This is a genomic window from Gammaproteobacteria bacterium, assembly GCA_003696665.1.
In the GTDB taxonomy this organism is placed as follows: Bacteria; Pseudomonadota; Gammaproteobacteria; order Enterobacterales.
On the sequence record RFGJ01000673.1, the window covers coordinates 1 to 2,738 of the forward strand.

At 51.8% G+C, this 2,738-nt stretch carries 1 protein-coding gene; it reads left to right on the forward strand.

The features are described from left to right. Nucleotides 1–47: 47 nt before the first annotated feature. Nucleotides 48–2,696: a type III-A CRISPR-associated protein Cas10/Csm1 gene (cas10, locus tag D6694_15910; GenBank protein RMH32485.1), complete on the forward strand. Its 2,649-nt coding sequence runs from the start codon at nucleotides 48–50 to the stop codon at nucleotides 2,694–2,696. Nucleotides 2,697–2,738: the final 42 nt, after the last annotated feature.

The following is a 2,738-nucleotide window of genomic DNA, read 5'->3' on the forward strand; positions in this document are numbered from 1 at the left end:
AAGCTCGCGACGATGGGCCTAGGATGCTATGAGATGGAGGTTGATGCATGAGATCATTGATGGACGCATCTTGCCGGATGGCCTTGGCTGCCATGTTGCACGACGCAGGCAAGTTTGCTGAACGTGCAAGGCTCGAAGTGGCTGGTGAAACTGCCGATGCCAACAAGCAGCTTTATTGCCCGCACCAGAAGGAATTTACCGATGCGACGGGTTACTTTACGCATATTCATGCTGCCTACACCGGCATGGCAATAGATCTGATAGAAAAGCAAATGCCCGACCTTGTGGGTGACGATGTCTCCCCTTTTGCTTCGTGGAGGAGCGAAGATGTGGCCGATTCGCTGATCAATGCGGCTGCTGGTCATCATAAACCGCAAACCTTTCTGCAGTGGGTTGTCGCCACTGCCGATCGAGTAGCTTCCGGTTTTGAGCGGGAAAGTTTCGAACGCTACAACAAAGCCGATGAAAAAACATCGACCGGCCGGAACCATTATACTGCTCGATTGCTCACGCTGTTTGAACAAATTCATATCGAGAAAACTAAGAGTCCAAAGAAGAAAGGCGATCTTTTATGGCGCTATCCTTTGGAATCTATGCGACCATCATCCATGTTTCCCATGCCTTCCTCAGACTGTGAGGGGAATGACAACCGCAACGCTCAGCATGAATACAGGAAGCTATGGGAGGCCTTTGTGTCGAGTTTGGAGGATATTCCCTCATCGCATCGCAAGCAGTGGCCTTTGTGGCTGGATCATTTCGATTCGCTCTGGTTGACCTTTACACATGCGATTCCTTCGGCTACGGCTGGCGGCGCAAAACCCGATGTGTCTCTCTACGATCATTCTCGTACTACGGCGGCTTTGGCCGTCGCGCTCTGGCGTTGGCATGAGGAGAAAGATCGTTGTGACGACCACGCGAGTATGGCGTTGAAGGATCGCTCCGATTGGGATGAGAAGAAGTTTCTGCTGATTATGGGGGATTTTTTCGGGATTCAGGACTTCATTTTGGCGGCTGGTGGTGAGTCCAGGAAAAAAGCGGCCAAGTTGTTGCGTGGGCGCTCATTTCAGGTGTCACTTCTAACCGAGTGCGCTTCGCTGAAAATCCTGGATACGCTTGGGCTGCCGCCAACCAGTCAGGTGATCAATGCGGCGGGTAAGTTCCTGATTGTTGCGCCGAATACCGATCAGGTTGTACAACAATTGGAAAACATTCAAAGAGAGATGGATGGATGGTTTCTAACGCACACCTATGGTCAGTCCGGAATCGGCCTGAGCTGGCTAGAGGCTGCCTGTAACGATTTTGTCGGTCAGGAAAGTGGCGTGCCGCGCTTTCGGCTCTTGATTGAACGACTGTTCGCAAAGGTGGAGCGGAAAAAGTTTGCGCGTTTCAGTCTCTGTTCGAGTGATTCGGTAGAGCCTGTGATGAAGGAGTTCCTTGATTCATTCGATGCCGAATTGGGCGTATGCGCGGTTGATGGTCGCTCACCAGCGCAGGAGGAGGTGGATGGCTGTCCAATGAGCGTACTGGCTGCCGATCAGATTCGTATCGGCAAGTACCTGGCTCACAAGAGTCGGGTGCTCGTAAGCACACATGATCTTCAGCACAACACCCTGCGTCTGCCGATGCTCGGTTATTATGTGAGTTTTACGGGGGCAGAGGAGGCCAGTGGCATGTTCGGCGCGTTGGCAAAAAAGGGATCGCTTCGTAGAGCCTGGGATTTTTCATGCCCCGAATCGCCGGACCAAGTACTGTTTTCAGGCTATGCGCGCCGCAACATCAATGCGCATGTCCCTCTGATGGGCGATGCCAACGCTTGGGAAGCAGATCGCTACCGTGGTTTGGAAGAAGACAATGAATGGGATGCTCATGCCCCCAAAACCTTTGAACACCTTGCCAGAGATGATTGGTGGGTGGATGAGCAAGGGCATTGGCATGGTGCGGAAGCGTTGGCTGTGCTCAAAGGAGATGTCGATAATCTGGGGCGTATTTTCGAAAAAGGGCTTGAACGTCCGACATTTGCCAAATGGGCGTCGCTATCCCGACAGGTCAATGCTTTTTTTGCCGTACACTTGCCAGTACTTTGCAAGCAAGAGTTTCCCAACACGTATACCGTTTTTGCCGGTGGGGACGATTTTTTTCTGCTTGGTCCATGGCATAGCACAGTTCATCTGGCACGGCGGATGCGTGAGGATTTCTCTCGCTGGGTGGCTCGCAATGAAGAATTACATTTTTCTGCTGGCATCGTGATGAGCAAGCCAGGACTTCCTGTGCCGAGTCTGGGAACTATGGCCGAGGATGCACTTGAATCGTCCAAAGGGTTGGAAGGGAAAAATGCGCTTACGCTCTTCGGCGAAACAGCAAGCTGGCACGATTTCGAAGCATTGTGGAAGACCCATGAAGGCATCAGAGAATTAAGCCGGCGCTACGATTTGAGTACCGGTTACCTATACCGTCTCCAGGAGTTGGCATGGATGTCGGAAAAACTGAAATCCAGCCGACCGGATTATGAAAATGCGATTTGGCAGTCATGGTTTGCTTATCGCACCTGGCGGCTGCTGGAACGAAATAAAAGTATACGCAAAGAGCAACGCAAAGAAGCGATGGCGGAACTGACTGAGGGATTGAAGATGCCGATTGAACAGTTTGGGTCGAAGTTCCGGGTGCCGCTGTTTCTGCACTTGTATCATCAACGCTAAAGGAGGAAAACATGCCACAGGGGTTCCAACAACATCATAGGG

What these genes read in the sequence shown, in the direction of transcription:
- cas10 (RMH32485.1), top strand. Translation starts at nt 48, where the DNA reads ATGAGATCATTGATGGACGCATCTTGCCGGATGGCCTTGGCTGCCATG.